The 16,224-nt window shown below is 60.9% G+C and carries 15 protein-coding genes; 13 read left to right on the top strand and 2 right to left on the bottom strand.

Translation table 11 applies throughout. From position 1 onward, the window contains the following. Positions 1-50: 50 nt before the first annotated feature. Positions 51-479, bottom strand: coding sequence for a universal stress protein (locus VJ956_RS12855; RefSeq protein WP_324085441.1), 429 nt, complete (start codon positions 477-479; stop codon positions 51-53). A gap of 197 nt (positions 480-676) precedes the next feature. Continuing rightward, the gene (locus tag VJ956_RS12850; RefSeq protein WP_324085440.1) at positions 677-1,117 is read right to left on the bottom strand and encodes a universal stress protein; all 441 of its coding nucleotides are present in this window, start codon (positions 1,115-1,117) and stop codon (positions 677-679) included. Positions 1,118-1,360: 243 nt separating this feature from the next. Between VJ956_RS12850 and ndhC the strand changes: the two genes are divergently transcribed. From ndhC to nuoN, 13 genes are all read left to right on the top strand, one after another. Further along, entirely contained in the window at positions 1,361-1,768 is a 408-nt protein-coding gene (gene ndhC, locus VJ956_RS12845) for an NADH-quinone oxidoreductase subunit A (protein WP_324085439.1), read from the top strand. Beyond that, entirely contained in the window at positions 1,765-2,442 is a 678-nt protein-coding gene (locus VJ956_RS12840; RefSeq protein WP_324085438.1) for an NADH-quinone oxidoreductase subunit B, read from the top strand. The genes ndhC and VJ956_RS12840 overlap by 4 nt, the downstream gene beginning before the upstream one ends. 62 nt (positions 2,443-2,504) lie before the next feature. Next, a complete protein-coding gene (gene nuoC / locus VJ956_RS12835; protein ID WP_324085437.1) occupies positions 2,505-4,295 on the top strand; it encodes an NADH-quinone oxidoreductase subunit C/D in 1,791 nt (596 codons plus the stop codon). Continuing rightward, positions 4,295-4,810 (top strand): NADH-quinone oxidoreductase subunit NuoE, encoded by a 516-nt coding sequence (nuoE, locus tag VJ956_RS12830; RefSeq protein WP_324085436.1) that lies wholly within the window; start codon positions 4,295-4,297, stop codon positions 4,808-4,810. The genes nuoC and nuoE overlap by 1 nt, the downstream gene beginning before the upstream one ends. Further along, on the top strand, positions 4,807-6,165 hold the full coding sequence (gene nuoF, locus VJ956_RS12825; protein ID WP_324085435.1) for an NADH-quinone oxidoreductase subunit NuoF: 1,359 nt from the start codon (positions 4,807-4,809) through the stop codon (positions 6,163-6,165). Before nuoE ends, nuoF begins: the two co-directional genes overlap by 4 nt. Before the next feature lie 8 nt (positions 6,166-6,173). Beyond that, positions 6,174-8,921 (top strand): NADH-quinone oxidoreductase subunit NuoG, encoded by a 2,748-nt coding sequence (gene nuoG, locus VJ956_RS12820; RefSeq protein WP_324085434.1) that lies wholly within the window; start codon positions 6,174-6,176, stop codon positions 8,919-8,921. Then, positions 8,918-9,895 (top strand): NADH-quinone oxidoreductase subunit NuoH, encoded by a 978-nt coding sequence (gene nuoH / locus VJ956_RS12815; protein WP_324085433.1) that lies wholly within the window; start codon positions 8,918-8,920, stop codon positions 9,893-9,895. Before nuoG ends, nuoH begins: the two co-directional genes overlap by 4 nt. Before the next feature lie 8 nt (positions 9,896-9,903). After that, entirely contained in the window at positions 9,904-10,506 is a 603-nt protein-coding gene (gene nuoI, locus VJ956_RS12810) for an NADH-quinone oxidoreductase subunit NuoI (protein ID WP_324085432.1), read from the top strand. Between the two features lie 18 nt (positions 10,507-10,524). Then, positions 10,525-11,043 carry an NADH-quinone oxidoreductase subunit J gene (gene nuoJ / locus VJ956_RS12805; RefSeq protein ID WP_324085431.1) on the top strand — a complete coding sequence of 173 codons (519 nt, stop codon included), beginning with the start codon at positions 10,525-10,527 and terminating at the stop codon, positions 11,041-11,043. Beyond that, positions 11,040-11,348, top strand: a complete 309-nt coding sequence (nuoK, locus tag VJ956_RS12800) for an NADH-quinone oxidoreductase subunit NuoK (RefSeq protein WP_324085430.1) — start codon at positions 11,040-11,042, stop codon at positions 11,346-11,348. Before nuoJ ends, nuoK begins: the two co-directional genes overlap by 4 nt. Then, positions 11,345-13,219 (top strand): NADH-quinone oxidoreductase subunit L, encoded by a 1,875-nt coding sequence (gene nuoL / locus VJ956_RS12795; RefSeq protein WP_324085429.1) that lies wholly within the window; start codon positions 11,345-11,347, stop codon positions 13,217-13,219. The genes nuoK and nuoL overlap by 4 nt, the downstream gene beginning before the upstream one ends. Further along, positions 13,216-14,751 carry an NADH-quinone oxidoreductase subunit M gene (nuoM, locus tag VJ956_RS12790; protein WP_324085428.1) on the top strand — a complete coding sequence of 512 codons (1,536 nt, stop codon included), beginning with the start codon at positions 13,216-13,218 and terminating at the stop codon, positions 14,749-14,751. Before nuoL ends, nuoM begins: the two co-directional genes overlap by 4 nt. Next, positions 14,748-16,187 (top strand): NADH-quinone oxidoreductase subunit NuoN, encoded by a 1,440-nt coding sequence (gene nuoN / locus VJ956_RS12785; protein ID WP_324085459.1) that lies wholly within the window; start codon positions 14,748-14,750, stop codon positions 16,185-16,187. Before nuoM ends, nuoN begins: the two co-directional genes overlap by 4 nt. Positions 16,188-16,224: the final 37 nt, after the last annotated feature.

Raw genomic sequence — 16,224 nt, 5'->3', positions numbered from 1 at the left:
ATGGAGACTGACACGCGGGCTGCATTTGAGCCCGCGTGTCAGAATTGATTCTATTCGCTTACGACAGTCACCGGCCCGCTGGCATTACGGACGACACTTTCACTGAAGCTGCCCAGGGTGAGACTGCGCACCAGCGAGTGTCCGCGCCGACCCAACACCAGGTGGGTGTCCGGATGTTGTTCCAGGTATTCGGTAATTTCACGGGTTGGATGGCCTCTGAGCAGAATTTTTTCTTCAGGATCGACTTTGCCGTTGATGGCTTCTTCGGCAGCATTGAAGGCCTTGTCGCCAAATTCCTTCTGTTCCTGCTCAAGGTCGCTGGGCCATACACCGGTAAACATCAGCTTTTCAGCCTTGCTGCCCGGAAACACGGTCAACAGTTTCAGCGGTTGACCTGTCGCTTTGGCAAGATCCGCTGCCATTTTTGCGGCTTTCTTTGAGTGCTCTGAAGCGTCACAAGCGACGACTATGTTCGACATAATGGAGTCTCCGTGTCCGTTGGGTGTCATTTCAAGTTAGCATGAATCATCAGAAATTTAGTGTTTGGACCTCGGTTTTGCGGTATGGCGAAAGCGCAGTTGACCTGAATCAATTGACGGGGCAATCGGCGACCGTGGGGTGACGAAAGAGCAAGCCCGATGGCTGGAGCTTCCACACTCCAGCATCAGCCCCGATGTTATTTACTTACAACAGTGACCGGACCGGTGGCATGCCGCATAACCTTTTCGCTGATGCTGCCCAGAGTCAGGCTGCGCACCATCGAGTGTCCGCGCCGACCCAGAACCATGTGAGTGCCCGGATGTTCTTCCAGGTATTCAATGATTTCGTGGGCGGGGTCACCTCTCAGCAGGATCTGTTCGGTTGGCTCGACTGTGCCACTCAGGGCTTCTTTCGCGGCGTCGAATGCTTTATTTCCAAAATCTTTCTGTTCCTGTTCAATGTCACTGGGCCATACACCACTAATAACCAGCTTTTCGGCTCTGGAGCCCGGAAACACGGTCAGCAGTTTCAGAGGGTGACCGGTCGCTTCTGATAGTTCTGCTGCCATCTTGGCTGCGTTCAGTGAATGCTCTGAACCATCACAGGCAACTACTATGCTTGGAGTTTTTTTGGACATGACATATCTCCGTTGCGATGTGTCAATGAATGAAGTTTTAACCTTATTCAAGTTAAATCTAACATAAGTGACGAATTTTTGTAGCACGGTGGATGCAAGGGAGCTATTCAGAGGCTCCCAAGGTATCGATTTGTCCTCCTGGCTGTTTGCGCATTCACCGGTCCACTGTTAGATTTCACACACTGCTTTTTGTAAGTACTAATCGTTTCTGAACGGCAGCTGAGACGCTGCTCTGGATAAAACATGGTCGACCCCGTCACTGACCTGCTGGCCCGCTACTGGGCCACAGGCTTCTTCGTTGTTGCTGTTCTGGGGCTATGTGCCTTTATGGTGGGCGCCTCCAGTCTGCTGGGCGGACGTAGCGAGGGTGTCAGCAAATCCCTGCCGTTCGAGTCGGGCATTGTTGGCACCGGTGATGCGCGCCAGCGTTTTTCGGTCAAATTCTACCTGGTGGCAATGCTGTTCGTGATTTTCGATATCGAGGCCGTGTTCCTGTTTGCCTGGGCCATTGTTATCGAGGACGTGGGCTGGACCGGGTTCTGGGGTGCGGCTGTTTTTATCTTTATTCTGTTGGCTGGCCTGCTCTACGACAGTCGCACTGGTGCCCTTGACTGGGCGCCCGAATCATCCTCATCCGGAGGCAACACATGAGTTATACCCTGACCCGCGCAGATCAACCGACGAAGGCCGGTAGCCGGTATCCGGTAAAAAAGCAGGAACCCTCCGACGATCCCTTGAAGCGGCAGCTCGAGCGTAATGTGTTTACCGGCAAGCTCAGCGACGTGCTCAATAATGCGGTCAACTGGGGCCGGAAAAACTCGCTGTGGCCCTACAATTTCGGGTTGTCCTGCTGTTATGTGGAGATGACCACGGCTTTCACTGCGCCCCATGACATTGCGCGCTTCGGTTCGGAAGTTATCCGGGCCTCGCCCCGGCAGGCGGATTTCATCGTTATTGCCGGCACCTGCTTCATCAAGATGGCGCCGGTGATCCAGCAACTCTATGACCAGATGCTGGAACCCAAGTGGGTGATCTCGATGGGCTCCTGTGCCAATTCCGGTGGCATGTACGATATCTACTCGGTGGTGCAGGGGGTGGACAAGTTTCTGCCAGTGGATGTGTATGTACCCGGTTGCCCGCCCCGGCCGGAGGCTTTTCTGCAGGGGTTGCAGCTGCTGCAGGATTCGATCCAGGAAGAACGCCGCCCTTTGTCATGGGTTGTAGGCGACCAGGGCGTTTACAAGGCAGATATGCCTTCGCAACGGGAAAAGTGGCGCGATCAGCGCATTCAGGCCACAGAACTTAGAACGCCCGATAAACTCTGACCCGTCCGGCGTCGTTTCACCACTGCATTGCGACATCTATCGCCAGGAGCCGAGTTACGACCATGAACAACGATGCCGTCAGTAATCCGGATGCTATCAGTAATCCGGAACTCGCCGGTGACAATCTGGCCGAAACCCTCAGAAGGGAATTTGGCGACCGTGTGCTGCATACGCAGCACACCCTCACCGGTATGCCTGTGGTATGGGTGACCCGGGACGCGCTGACGGCTGTGCTCGGTTACTGCAAGAGCCTGGGTGCACCCTATGACCTGCTCTACGATCTTTCCGCCATTGATGAGCGCCGGCGTAGCCACCGGCACGGGCTTCCGGCGGCTGATTTCACGGTGTTCTACCAGCTGCTTTCGATTACCCGGAACGCCGACATCATGCTCAAGGTGGGTCTCCCGGCTGATGATCTGAGCCTGCCTACCGCGACGGGTGTGTTTCCGGCTGCGAACTGGTATGAGCGGGAAGTCTGGGACATGTTCGGCATCACCTTTGCCGGCCACCCCCATCTGACCCGCATTCTTATGCCGGTGACCTGGACCGGCCACCCCCTGCGCAAGGACTACCCGGCCCGGGCCACGGAGTTTGATCCCTACACCCTGACCGTAGAGGGTCAGGACGAAGAGCAGGAGGCCATGCGGTTTGACCCGGAAGCCTGGGGCATGACGCGTGAGCGCGACGGCGCCGAGTTCATGTTCCTCAACCTGGGGCCGAATCACCCGTCCGCACACGGTGCCTTCCGCCTGGTGTTGCAACTGGATGGCGAAGAGGTGGTCGACTGTGTGCCGGACATCGGCTACCACCACCGGGGCGCCGAGAAGATGGGCGAGCGCCAGTCCTGGCACAGCTTCATTCCCTACACCGATCGCATCGACTACACCGGCGGAGTGATGAATAACCTGCCGTATGTGCTGGCGGCGGAAAAACTGGCGGGTATCGAGGTGCCCGACCGGGTGAAGGTGATCCGGGTGATGATGGCGGAAATGTTCCGTATCACCAGTCACCTGCTGTTCCTCGGCACCTATCTGCAGGACCTGGGGGCCATGACGCCGGTGTTCTATACCTTCAGCGACCGGCAGCGGGCCTACGAGGTCATCGAAGGCATTACCGGCTTTCGCATGCACCCCGCCTGGTATCGCATCGGCGGCGTGATGCAGGATCTGCCCCAGGGGTGGGAGAAGCTGGTTCAGGGCTTTCTCGACTGGATGCCGCCACGGCTGCGGGAGTATGAAAAGGTCATGATGGAAAACGCCATCGTGAGGGATCGTACCCGTCACGTGGCCGCGTTCAATACCGCTGATGCGCTGAAGTGGGGCGTGACCGGGCCCAATCTGCGGGCCACTGGCTGCGACTTCGATCTGCGCAAGAAGCGGCCCTACTCCGGATACGACCAGTTTGATTTCGAAGTGCCGCTGGGCCATAACGGCGATGTCTTCGACCGCGGCCAGTTGCGCATCGAAGAAATGCGCCAGAGCCTGAAAATCATCCAGCAGTGTGTGAACCATATGCCGGCCGGTGACTACAAGGCGGACCACCCGTTGACCACACCGCCGCCCCGGGAACGTATGCTGGAGCACATCGAGACCCTGATTACCCACTTCCTGCAGGTGTCCTGGGGGCCGGTGCTCAAAGCCCAGGAATCCATGCAGATGATAGAGGCGACCAAGGGTATCAACAGTTATTACCTGACCAGTGACGGCAGCACCATGAGTTATCGCACCCGGATCCGCACCCCGAGTTTCCCGCACCTGCAGCAGATACCCTCGGTGATGCGCGGCGGGTTTGTGCCGGACCTGATTGCCCATCTGGGTAGTATCGACTTCGTAATGGCAGACGTGGACCGCTGATGATGGCAACGACACCACAGACAGAAAGGATTATCGGCAGCGATGGCTTCCAGCTGCATCCGGCGGACGAGGCTGCGATGCGGGCAGAGGCGCACCACTACGAGCAGCCCCAGGCGGCCAGTATCGAGGCGCTGAAGATTGTCCAGCGTCGCCATGGCTGGGTCCCCGATGAGGCCATTGCGGCGATCGCACGGGTCCTGGGTATTGGCCCGGGTGAGGTGGAAGGCGTTGCCACATTCTACAGCCTGATCTTCCGCCAGCCGGTGGGGCGTCATGTGGTGCTGGTCTGTGACAGCAGTTCCTGTTTTCTTACCGGCTTTGATGAGCTGAAGCAGGCGCTGGTGCGCGAGCTGGGGATTGATTACGGCGAGACCACCACAGACAACCGTTTCACCCTGTTGCCGGTATGCTGCCTGGGCGCCTGCGATGGCGCCCCGGCCCTGATGATTGACGACGATACCTACGGCCCCGTGGCAGCGGATGATCTGCCGGGCCTGCTGGAGGCCTACCCATGAGCCAGTCGATTGCCAGTCAGCGCCAGTCAGTTCGCTATCGCAGCCGGCTGCTGCAGCCGGAGTCCGAGCGCAGTGCCGACACCCACCCCCTGACCTGGCGGTTAAGGGACGACGGTGAGGTTGTCTGGCTTGCGGAATACCTTCGCAAGGAGGGCTACGATTCGGTCAGCAAGGCACTCGGCAACGGTGATCCCAAGGCTATTATCGCCACCCTGAAAGAAGCCAATGTCCGGGGCCGCGGTGGTGCCGGTTTCTCCGCCGGGCTGAAATGGAGCCTGACCCTGCAAGGGGGGGATATGCCCCGGGGCTACATCATCTGCAATGCCGACGAGATGGAGCCGGGCACCTTCAAGGACCGGCTCTTGATGGAACAACAGCCGCACCTGTTGATTGAGGGCATGATTCTGGCTGCCTACGCCAATAATTCCCGCTACGGCTACATCTTCCTGCGGGGCGAGTACCTGGAGTCAGCCCGGGTGCTCAACCGGGCCCTGGAGGAAGCCCGTGAGGCTGGCTGGCTGGGCCCGGACATCAACGGCAGCGGCTTCGATTTCGACATTGCTGTACACACCGGCGCCGGCCGCTATATCTGTGGCGAGGAAACAGCCCTGATCAACTCGCTGGAAGGCAAGCGTGCCAACCCCCGGACCAAGCCGCCGTTTCCGGGCCAGTCCGGTGCCTGGGGCAAGCCTTCGGTGGTGAATAATGTGGAGACCCTGTGTAATGTGCCGGCCGTGATCCTGAACGGCGCCGACTGGTATCAGGCCCTCTCCGGCGGGCGCACCGATGACGGCGGCAGCAAGCTCTATGGGGTTTCCGGCCCGGTGGAAAAACCGGGCCTGTGGGAACTGCCGATGGGCATCACCGGTCGGGAAATACTGGAGCGGGCCGGGGGCATGCGCGGAAACCGGCAACTCAAAGCCTGGCTTCCCGGTGGTGCCAGTACCGGTTTCCTGTTACCCGAACATCTCGACCTGCCGCTGGATTTCGACACAGTAGGCAAGGAAGGCAGTCGCCTGGGCACCGGTTTGCTGACGGTGGTGCCGCAGGACAAAAGCATGGTTGCGGTGATGCGCAATCTGGAGGAATTCTTTGCCCGGGAGTCCTGCGGCTGGTGTACCCCCTGCCGCGACGGCCTGCCCTGGACGGTGAAGCTGCTGCAGGCGCTGGAACTTGGGCAGGGAGAAGCCGGCGATATTGAACTGCTGGATAAACTGGCGGCGGATTGCGGCCCGGGACAGACCTTCTGTGCCCACGCCCCTGGCGCCGCCATGCCCCTGCAGACAGCACTGAAGCATTTCCGACACGAATTTGAACAGGGGGTCACAGCCCGGTCCAAAGCGGCAGAGGTATAGACAGAACCATGGCAACGATTCATGTGGACGGACAAAGCTACGAGGTCAACGGAGCCCAGAACCTGCTCCAGGCCTGCCTGTCCCTGGGCCTGGATATTCCCTATTTCTGCTGGCACCCGGCCATGGGCAGCGTGGGTGCCTGCCGTCAGTGCGCAGTTCGCCAGTACAAGGACGAGGACGACGACAAGGGCATGCTGGTGATGTCCTGCATGACCCCGGCGGCGGATCAGACCCGCATCGACATCGAAGATGAGGAAGCGCAGGCTTTCCGGGCCAGCGTGGTGGAGTGGCTGATGATCAACCATCCCCACGACTGTCCGGTTTGTGAAGAGGGCGGTCACTGCCATCTGCAGGATATGACGGTAATGACCGCCCACGACCGTCGCCGTTACCGTTTTCGCAAGCGTACCCGACGCAACCAGTACCTGGGGCCATTTATTGCCCATGAAATGAACCGATGCATCACCTGCTATCGCTGTGTGCGCTTCTATAATGATTACGCTGGCGGTACCGACCTGGGCGTATTCGGCGCCAAGGATAATGTCTACTTCGGCCGTTACCAGGAAGGCACCCTGGAAAGCCCGTTTGCCGGCAACCTGACCGAAGTGTGCCCCACCGGCGTGTTTACCGACCAGAGCCATTCCGATCGCTACACCCGCAAGTGGGACATGCAGTTTTCCCCTGGCATCTGCCATCAGTGTGCCATGGGCTGCAATACCAGTCCGGGCGAACGCTATGGTGAAATCCGCCGGATCGAGAATCGCTACCACGGTGAAGTGAACGGTTATTTCCTCTGTGATCGCGGTCGCTTTGGTTACGGCTACGTCAACCGCTCTGACCGGCCGCGTGTGCCCGAATATCGGGAAGGGTGGCGGGAGAGCGAGGCCAGCGAGCCGGTCGAAGTCGGGGTGGATGCGGCCCTGTCCCAGGCTGCCGACGCCCTGCGCCATGCGCGCCGGGTTATCGGCATCGGCTCACCACGGGCCAGTCTGGAAAGCAATCACCAGTTGCAGACCATGGTAGGCGAGGCCCACTTTTCCACCGGCATCGAAGCCGGGGAACAGGCCTGTCTGGATGTTATGAACCAGCTTCAGCGCCATGCCGGGTTGCCGACTCCGACCCCCCGGGAGATCGAAGATCATGACGCCGTACTGGTGCTCGGTGAGGATCCGGTGCAGAGCGCCGGCCGTCTTGGCCTCAATCTGCGGCAGGCGGCGCTGGCCCGGCGTGAGGCGTTGGGGCAGACCCTCGGCATACCGCAATGGAACGCCGAGGCGCTCAAGACTCTGGCTCAGGATCGTTACTACCCGCTGTTTATCGCCTGGCCTGCACCCACGGATCTGGATGATGTGGCTGAAGCCCGTTATGCAATGGATCCGGACCGGATTGCCCGGCTCGGCTTTGCGGTGGCTCACGCCATTGATCCGGCCGCCCCGGTGGTGGAAAATCTGGCTCCCGCCGATGCCGACGCTGCCCGCCGCATAGCCGAAGCGTTGATGGCAGCCGAGCGACCGCTGGTCGTCAGTGGTGGCTCACTGGTGTCTGAAGCCGTGCTTGAAGCCGCAGGTAGTGTTGCCCGCGCCCTGTCCCGGCGGGCAAAGCGCGGTGGCCTGGTGCTGATCCGGCGCGAAGCCAACAGCACCGGCCTGTCTCTGCTGGGTGGCCAGCCCCTGGACTGGGCGCTGGAGGAACTGGCCGGTGGCAATGCCGATGCCCTGGTGGTGCTGGAAAACGACCTCTACCAGCGCCTGCCCGCCGACAGGGTGGATAGCGCACTGGCGCGGGCGGAGATCCGCATTGTGCTGGACCACCAGCGCACGGCGACCACGGAGAAGGCAAGCGTTCTGCTATCTGCGGCCAGTTTTGCCGAGTCCGACGGCACGCTGGTGAACCTTGAAGGCCGCGCCCAACGATTTTTCCAGGTATACGACCCGGGTTACCTGCGCCCGGAAACCCGCATTCATGAAAGCTGGCGCTGGCTGCATGCGCTGGCGGCAAACCTGCGGGGCGAAAAAGCCGGCGATATCAACCTGGATGCGGTTGTGCAGGCCTGTGCCAATGCCCATCCGGCCCTGGCCGGGATGGTCTCTGCGGCACCTGATTCGAACTTTCGTATCGATGGCCAGCGCCTGGCCCGGGAACCCCACCGCTACAGCGGTCGCACCGCCATGCGCGCCAACCAGAATGTCAGTGAACCGGCAATGCCAAAGGATCCGGACTCGGCCTTCAGCCATTCCATGGAGGGCTACAGCGGTTATCAGGAACCGCGTCAGCAGGTACCCTTTGCCTGGGCGCCGGGTTGGAATTCGCCCCAGGCCTGGAACAAATTTACTGATGAGGTGGGTGGACACCTGCGCGGCGGTGACCCCGGGGTGCGGCTGATTCATCCGGTGCCCGGGCAGGGCAGTTACAGTCTGCCGGTTCGGGGCAAAGCAGCCACCGAAACCACGGAAGCTAGAGAAAGCCTGCGGGCACTGATTCTGCCAAGGCTATTCGGGGGTGAGGAAACTTCGGCGCTGGCGGCGCCGATCCAGCAACGGGCAGAGCAGCCCTTTTTCATTCTAAACCCCGATGATGCCCGGCGCCTGGCGGTAAGGACAGGCGATACCCTGAACATTGCCGGGGGACCGGCGCTGCCGGTGCGGGAGCAGGAGGACTGGCCGCAGGGCTGGGCAGGCCTGCCGGCCGGATGCTTTGCCGGAATTCTGCAAGGGCAGCGGATAACGGTGCGCGCGCAAGCCGGAGGTGAGGCATGAGCTGGTGGACCCCGGGACTGGCCACTATCCTGTGGGCCATGTTCCAGGCCCTGGTGATTCTGCTGGGCGCGGTGCTGCTGGGCGCCGTGCTGACGGTGGTGGAGCGCCGCCTGCTGGGTCTGTGGCAGGATCGTTATGGCCCCAACCGGGTGGGCCCCTTCGGCACCCTGCAACTGATCGCTGACATGATCAAGATCTTTTTCAAGGAAGACTGGATTCCGCCCTTTGCCGACCGGCCACTGTTTATGCTGGCGCCGATCATCGCCTTTGCAACTCTGCTGCTGTCGTTCGTGGTCATTCCGATCACGCCCGGCTGGGGCGTGGCAGACATGCACATCGGGCTGCTGTTCTTCCTGGCCATGGCCGGCATCAATGTGTATTCAGTATTGCTGGGAGGCTGGGCCAGTGGCAACAAATACGCCTTGCTGGGTGCCATGCGGGCCTCGGCCCAGACTCTGTCCTATGAGGTGTTCATGGGGTTGTCGCTGATGGGCGTAGTGGCCCTGGCCGGGTCCTTTAACCTGCGGGATATCGTCAACGCCCAGGAAGGGTTCTGGTTCATCATTCCCCAGTTCCTGGGGTTTGTTACCTTCTTCATCGCAGGCGTGGCGGTGACCCACCGGCACCCTTTTGACCAGCCGGAAGCGGAACAGGAACTGGCAGACGGCTTCCACGTGGAATACTCCGGCATGAAGTTCGGCCTTTTCTTTATCGGCGAATACGTGGGCATGGTGCTGGTATCGGCACTGATTGTTACCCTGTTTTTCGGCGGCTGGCACGGCCCCTGGTTGCCACCGATTCTGTGGTTTGCGCTCAAGACCGGCTTCTTCCTGATGATCTTTATGCTGCTGCGGGCCTCACTGCCACGGCCCCGCTATGACAAGGTGATGCACTTTGGCTGGAAGGTCTGCCTGCCGCTGACCCTGATTAACTTACTGGCCACCGGAGCGCTGATGCTCCTGGTAGACGGATAGGAGGACTTATGGGCAAGCAAGAAAAAGAGCATAAGAGCTCGGTTCCGGTGATCCGTTCGCTGTCCTCGACCTCGTTTCTGCGGCTGGTACCGGCGACCTGGTCCCAGATCCGCACCCTGGGCATGGTATTCATGCACAGTTTCCGCAAGCGGGAAACGGTGAACTACCCCGAACAACAGGTCTACCTGCCACCCCGTTACCGGGGCCGCATCGTGCTGACTCGTGATCCGGACGGCGAGGAACGCTGTGTGGCCTGTAACCTGTGCGCCGTCGCCTGCCCGGTAGACTGCATTTCGTTGCAGAAAGGGGAACAGGAGGATGGGCGCTGGTATCCGGAGTTCTTCCGCATCAATTTTTCACGTTGCATCTTCTGCGGTATGTGCGAAGAAGCCTGTCCGACATCTGCCATCCAGCTGACGCCGGATTTCGAGATGGGCGAATACGATCGCCAGCAACTGGTCTACGAGAAAGAAGATCTGCTGATCAACGGTCCCGGCAAGGACCATGATTACCACTTCTACAAAGTCGCGGGCCTGGCCATTGGCGGCAAAGACAAGGGCCAGGCGAGGAATGAGGAAGCACCGGAAGATGTGCGCACGCTGCTACCCTGATCAGACACGGAGGCATTGATGGAACTGGCTTTCTACCTCAGCGGCCTGGTGGCTGTGCTGGCCACGGTGGGGGTGATTTTCGGCACCAGTCCGGTACATGCGGTGGTGTACCTGATCGTGTCCCTGATTGCCGTGGCGCTGGTGTTTTTCGCCCTGGGGGCACCGTTTGCCGGTGCCCTGGAGATCATCGTCTACGCCGGGGCGATCATGGTGCTGTTTGTGTTCGTGGTGATGATGCTCAATCTCGGCCGGGACTCGGACCGGGACCAGACCTTGCGCCAGCCACGCCACTGGATAGGCCCCTCTGTGCTGGCTCTGGTTCTGCTTGGCGCGCTTTTTACCCTGATCAGCCAGGGTGGCGTGGGGCAGGCCATTGATGGCGAACTTCTTACCGCCCGCGCCGTCGCTCTGATCATGTTCGGGCCCTGGCTGATGGTGGTGGAACTGGCGGCGATCCTGCTGCTGGCAGCGCTGGTCACGGCCTCCCATGTGGGGCGGCGCAGCAACCCGGTGCGCAAACGAGGGAACAGATCATGACCGGTATCCCCATGGAACATGGCCTGATCCTCGCGGCCATCCTGTTCAGTCTCGGGCTGTTGGGGCTGATGCTGCGTCGCAACATGCTGTTCGTGCTGATGAGTCTGGAAGTGATGCTTAATTCCGCTGCCCTGGCCTTTGTGGTGGGCGCCACGGCCTGGAACCAGCCAGAGGGCCAGGCCATGTTTCTGCTGGTGATCACTCTGGCGGCGGCGGAAGCCAGTGTCGGGCTGGCGTTGATGATCCAGCTTTACCAGCGATTCCGGTCAGTCAATCTGGATCAGGCCAGCAGGATGCGTGGATGATGGCGATGGCGACGGTACTCTCGTTTCTGTTCCCGCTGGCGGGCGCGCTGATTCTGGCCTTTTCCGCCGGTCGTCTGGGCGCACGTGCCAGCGCGGTGATTGGTGTTGGCAGTGTCGGGCTGGCGGCTCTGGCCACGGTATTTCTGGTGATGACACACCCTGGCGGCGGCAGCGCGACGTCGGTGACCCTGTGGAACTGGATCGCCGTGGGCGACTTTCAGCCCACCATCGGGCTGGCGATAGATGGCCTGGCGCTGGTGATGATGTCGGTAATTACCGGCGTGGGCTTTCTGATTCATCTGTTCGCGGCCTGGTACATGACCGGGGAAGAGGGAATTACCCGTTTTTATGCCTGGATGAACCTGTTCGTGTTCAGCATGTTGCTTCTGGTGCTGGGGGACAATCTGCTTTTGCTGTTCCTGGGCTGGGAAGGCGTCGGCCTCTGCAGTTACGGGCTCATCGGCTACTATTACCAGACCAGTGCCAACGGTCAGGCGGCATTCAAGGCTTTTCTGGTGACCCGGATCGGCGATGTGTTCCTGGCGCTGGGCCTGTTCCTGATTTTCATGGAATTGGGCACCCTGGATATCGCCACGATTCTGGCCCGGGCGCCGGAGTTCTGGGAGCAGGGCAGTGTCAGCGCGAATCTGGCGGCGCTGCTGGTGCTGGGTGGCGCCCTGGGCAAATCCGCCCAGGTGCCGTTGCATACCTGGCTGCCGGACGCCATGGCCGGCCCCACGCCGGTGTCGGCATTGATTCACGCGGCCACCATGGTCACCGCCGGAGTCTATCTGATTGCCCGTCTTAACGGTCTGTTCCTGCTGGCGCCGGATGTGCTGTTGCTGGTCGGCGTAATCGGTGCGGTCTCGTTACTGGTGGCTGCCTTTGCGGCCCTGGCCCAGACCGATATCAAGCGGGTGCTGGCCTATTCCACCATGAGCCAGATTGGCTACATGTTTGTTGCCCTGGGAGTAGGCGCCTTTGATGCCGCCATCTTCCATCTGGTGACCCATGCCTTTTTCAAGGCACTGCTGTTCCTGTCCGCTGGCGCGGTGATTATCAGTTGCCACCACGAACAGGACATGCGCCGACTGGGCGGGCTGTGGCGCAAGTTGCCAGTGGCCTACGGTGGCTTCATCGCCGGCAGTGCTGCGCTGGTGGCGCTGCCACTGGTAAGCGCCGGTTTCTTCAGCAAAGACGAAATTCTGTGGCAGGCGATGGCGGCGGACCAGACCGGGCTGCTGCTGGCAGGGTTGCTGGGGGCAGTGCTGACCGGGCTCTACACCGTGCGGCTGGTGCTGGGCACCTTTCATGGTGAGCCGGGCAGCGACCATGCCCGCCACCCGGAACCCGGCACCAGTCTTCTGACCCACCACCTGCCGCTGGTGGTGCTGGCGGTCCTTTCCAGCTTTATCGGGGCCTGGGTGTATCCGGGTCTGGGTGAGCTTTTCCCGGCAGCGCCGGGCCAGCACACCAGCGCCGGCCACACGTTGCTGCAGGTGCTGGCGATGGGTGCTGCCATCGCCGGTCTGCTGCTGGCAGCCTGGCTGTTTCTGTGGCGACGGGACTGGCTTGCCGACAAGGTTCGCCAGGGTCCAGGTGCCCGTCTGTGGACCCTGTGGCACCAGGCCTGGGGATTCGATGCCCTGTTTGACCGGATGCTGGTTCAGCCATGGCAACTGGCGGTGAAATATCTGCGGGTCGATCTTGTGAACCTGGTGATGAACCTGCCGGCGGTGGTCGCACGAGTGCTTAATACAGGTCTGGTGCGAAGCCAGAACGGCCGGGTGCGCAGCTATACCCTGGTGATGGTGCTGGGTGCCGCGGTGATTCTGGTGGCGCTGGCACTGATGCCGGGAGGGGCAGCATGATCCTGGTGTGGTTGATACTGATTCCTTTTATTGGCGGACTGCTGTGCTGGCAGGCAGAGCGCTGGGGCGAACAGGTACCCCGCTGGATTGCCCTGGGCACCATGCTGTTTGTGCTGCTGATCAGCGTGATCCTGTGGCTGACCGGGGACTTCAGCCTGCCGGCGGCCGGCAGGGCCAGCCAGTGGCTGCTGGAATGGCGAGTGCCATGGATTCCCCGTTTCGGCATCGAGATTCACCTGGCCATGGACGGGCTGTCGCTGATTCTTGTGGCGCTGACCGGCTTTCTGGGCGCGCTGGCGGTGCTCTGCTCATGGCAGGAAATCTCCGATCGCGTGGGCTTCTTTCACCTCAACCTGCTGTTTATCCTCGGCGGTGTGGTAGGGGTGTTCCTGGCCCTGGATCTGTTCCTGTTTTTCCTGTTCTGGGAAATGATGCTGGTGCCCATGTACTTCCTGATCGCTCTGTGGGGGCACAGCGGTTCGGCAGGGCAGACCCGGATCCGCGCGGCGACCCGTTTCTTTATCTACACCCAGGCCAGTGGTCTGCTGATGCTGGTGTCGATTATCGCCCTGGTGTTCGTGCATTTCAGCAACACCGGCGAGATGTCCTTCAGCTATGACACTTTACTGGCCACCGACATTCCGGAAGCGATGGCGCCCTGGTTGATGCTCGGCTTCTTCATTGCCTTTGCGGTCAAACTGCCGGTGGTCCCGTTTCACGGCTGGCTGCCGGACGCCCATGCTCAGGCGCCCACGGCCGGCAGTGTCGACCTGGCCGGCATACTGCTGAAAACCGCAGCCTACGGCATCCTGCGTTTCGCACTGCCCCTGTTCCCTGAAGAGTCCCAGGCTTTCGCTCCCATCGCTATGAGCCTCGGGCTGGTGAGTATCATCTACGGGGCCGTGCTGGCCTGTGGCCAGCAGGACATCAAACGTCTGATCGCGTACACCAGTATTTCCCATATGGGGTTTGTGCTGATCGCGCTGTACTCCGGCTCGGAACTGGCCATTCAGGGCGCTGTCGTGCTGATGGTGGCCCATGCCTTTTCCAGCGCCGGGCTGTTCATACTCAGCGGTCAGCTCTACGAGCGCCTCCACACCCGTGATATGAACATCATGGGTGGACTCTGGGGGCGCATACCGGTGCTGCCCGGGTTTACCATGTGTTTTGTCGCCGCCTCCCTGGGTATGCCCGCCACGGCGAACTTCGTGGGTGAATTCATGATCCTGTTCGGAACCTTCCCCGAGGCTCCGGTAGTGGCCGTTATCGCCAGTATCGGGCTGGTACTGGCGGCCATCTATTCGCTGCTGCTGATGCAGCGTGTGCACTATGGCCCGCAGTACACCCAGGGAGCTCTGGCCGGGCCGGACGCCAGGGAATACGGCATGATGCTGGTACTGCTGATACTGACACTCGTTGTCGGACTTTATCCGCAGCCCCTGCTGGATACCACCGCTGCAGTCGCCGGTCCGGCAGCAGAGCTGTTTACCGGCAGTACCGAGCTGGCGGTTCAGGCCGGGGAGGTGAACTGATGCTGACCCTGGCAAATCTGGTTGCTGTGCTTCCCCTGATCGCAGTCGGCACCGCCGCTGTAGTGGTGATGCTGGGTATCGCCTGGCGGCGCAACCACGATCTCACCGCAGTGCTGTCGGCGGCGGGTCTGGTGCTGGCTCTGGCGCTGGTACCACTGGCGTCTTCGGCACTGTCACCGCCGCCGCTGATGATCATGGACGGGCTGGCGCTCATGGGCACCGTGCTGGTGCTGCTCTGCGCGCTGGTGACAGTGGCGCTGAGCCATCATTACCTGACCGGCTACATCGGCCCCAGGGACGAGTTCTATCTGTTATTGCTGTGCGCGGTAACCGGTGCCCTGGGGCTGGTGGCCAGCGACCATCTGGCCACCCTCTTCATCAGCCTGGAGCTGCTGTCGATGCCGCTCTATGGCATGCTGGCCTATAGCTTCCGCGCTGAGAGGTCGCTGGAGGCGGGCATCAAATACCTGATTCTGTCCGCCGCCGCTACCGCATTCCTGCTGTTTGGCATGGCGCTGATCTATGCCCGCACCGGTAGCATGGACCTGGCCGGGCTGTCCGTTGGCCTTGCTGCGGGGCTGGCAAACGGGCCCGATGTCTGGACCCTTGCCGGGGCGGTGCTGATACTGGTCGGGCTTGGCTTCAAGCTTTCCATCGTACCTTTTCACCTGTGGACACCGGATGTCTATCAGGGTGGCCCCGCGCCAGCCACCATCTTCCTGGCCACGGTCGGCAAGCTGGCGGTGTTCGTGGTTTTGCTGCGGCTGGTGATGACAGCACCGGTCTTTGACAGTGACTGGCTGGACGCCCTGATTACGGTGCTGGCAGTGCTGACCATGGTCGGTGGTAACCTGCTGGCGTTGTTCCAGCAGAATCTCAAGCGCCTGCTGGGGTACTCTTCTATTGCCCACTTTGGTTACCTGATGGTGGCGCTCGTTGTGGGTGGTTCGATGGCGGTGGAAACGGTGGGCATCTATCTGATTACCTATCTGGTAACCACCCTGGCGGCATTTGGTGTGGTTACCATGCTGTCCAGTCCGTTCGGGGGCGAAGACGCCGCCGGGCTGCATTACTACCGGGGCCTGTTCTGGCGCCGGCCCTGGCTGGCGGCCGTTATGACAGTGAGTTTCCTGTCGCTGGCAGGCATTCCACTGACAGCCGGCTTCGTCGGCAAGTTCTACGTGCTGGCCATGGGTGTTGCCGATGCCCGCTGGTGGCTGGTGGCTGGCATCGTGGCGGGCAGCGCGATCGGCATGTTCTACTATCTGCGGGTCATGGTCACCCTCTATCTGCCGGAGCCCGGCATGCGCCACCGGGATGCGACCAGTGACTGGGGCAGCCGGATTGGCGGCCTGACACTCCTGGTGGTAGCGGTATTGATTCTGTTTCTGGGGGTATACCCCACACCTTTGATCCATTGGGTGGCGGGGCTGTAATAGGCTATAGTGCCCCGGTAAATCTACTAAGCTGAAA

The organism is Marinobacter sp., assembly GCF_035268745.1.
In the GTDB taxonomy this organism is placed as follows: Bacteria; Pseudomonadota; Gammaproteobacteria; order Pseudomonadales; family Oleiphilaceae; genus Marinobacter.
The sequence above is the reverse complement of the archived record's forward strand: the minus strand, read 5'-3'. Positions and strand labels throughout refer to the sequence as shown.